At 67.1% G+C, this 1,346-nt stretch carries 1 protein-coding gene; it reads left to right on the top strand.

Annotated elements, in window-relative coordinates; translation table 11 throughout:
- The coding region (locus E0504_RS50105; RefSeq protein WP_306769463.1) for a condensation domain-containing protein at positions 1-1,346 on the top strand (1,346 nt) is incomplete at both ends.

Here is a 1,346-nt window from a genome sequence, read left to right as displayed (position 1 = left end):
TCGGACAGCAAGCCCTCTGGGTGATTGATCGCCTGGGCGGGCCGGGGGGCCGGTATGTGGTGCCAATGGTGCTTCGCCTGTCTGGGGAACTGGACGTCGGCATACTTGATGCTGCGGTGAAGGATGTAGTCACCCGGCACGAGGCATTGCGAACCCTGATTGTTGAAGACGACGGGCGGCTGCGCCAGGTGGTCGTCCCCGCCCAGGACGCGAGCGTTCGCCTCACGCTGATCCCGGAGGATCTCTCCGGTGCCGGGGGTGACGCCGTAGAGGAACGGATCGCCGACTTCGTGCGGCAGGGGTTTGACCTGGCGGCAGACATTCCCTTCCGTGCCGGCTTGTTGCGGGAGGCTGGCACGGAGTGGGTACTGGTGCTGGCGGTGCATCACCATGCGGTGGACGAGTGGTCGCTGCCGGTGCTGCTGGGGGACCTGTCAACCGCCTACCAGGCCCGGTCGGCCGGTTGTGAGCCGGGGTGGGCGCCGCTGAAAATGCAGTACGCCGACTACGCGATCTGGCAACGAGACATCCTCGGGGATCCCGCCGACCCGGATTCCGAACTCGCTCAGCATTTGAGCTATTGGCGTCATGCCCTCGCTGACGCGCCGGCGGAGTCCACGATCACCCTGGACCGGTCTCGCCCTGCCGAGCCCACCCACCAGGGCGGTGATGCCGCGTTCGCCGTCGCGTCCGAGACTGTGACGGGGTTGCGGGGCGCCGCGCAGCACAACGGCGTGAGCATGTTCATGATCGTGCAGGCCGCGATCGCGCTGACGGTCTCCGCGCTCGGCGGAGGAGACGACGTAGTGATCGGTTCCCCGGTCGGGGGCCGCACTGAGGACGGCCTGGAGAACCTGGTCGGGTACTTCGTCAATACCCTCCCCCTGCGCCACCGGCTCCGACCCGACCACACGATCAGCGAACTCCTCGGGCGCGCCCGGCAAACGGTGCTGGATGGGCTCGCACACCAGGCCGCACCGTTCGAGCACATCGTGTCCGCCGTCGGCGTCGACCGGTCCGCTGCCCGCAACCCGGTCTTCCAGGTCATGCTCACCTACCAGAACCTGTCCGGCGGGCCCGACCTGCTCAATCTCCCCGGAGTCACCGCTCGGCAACAACACGCTTCCCTCGGAGCGGTCAAGACGGATCTGGACATCTACGTGGACGAGACCCAGCACACCCTCACTGGGTCTCTGAGCTTTGCCACTGACCTGTTCAACCCGGGCACCGCGGAGCGCTTCCTCGCTCTCCTACAACGAATCCTCACCACGATCGCGGCCCGCCCCGACACGCGGATCGCCGATCTTCAGGTGCTATCCGACGCCGATGCCGGGTCGGTGGGTGTG

The sequence above is a fragment of the Parafrankia sp. BMG5.11 genome (genome assembly GCF_004337455.1).
Note: the sequence above shows the minus strand (reverse complement) of the source record. Positions and strands in the feature narration are given on the sequence as shown.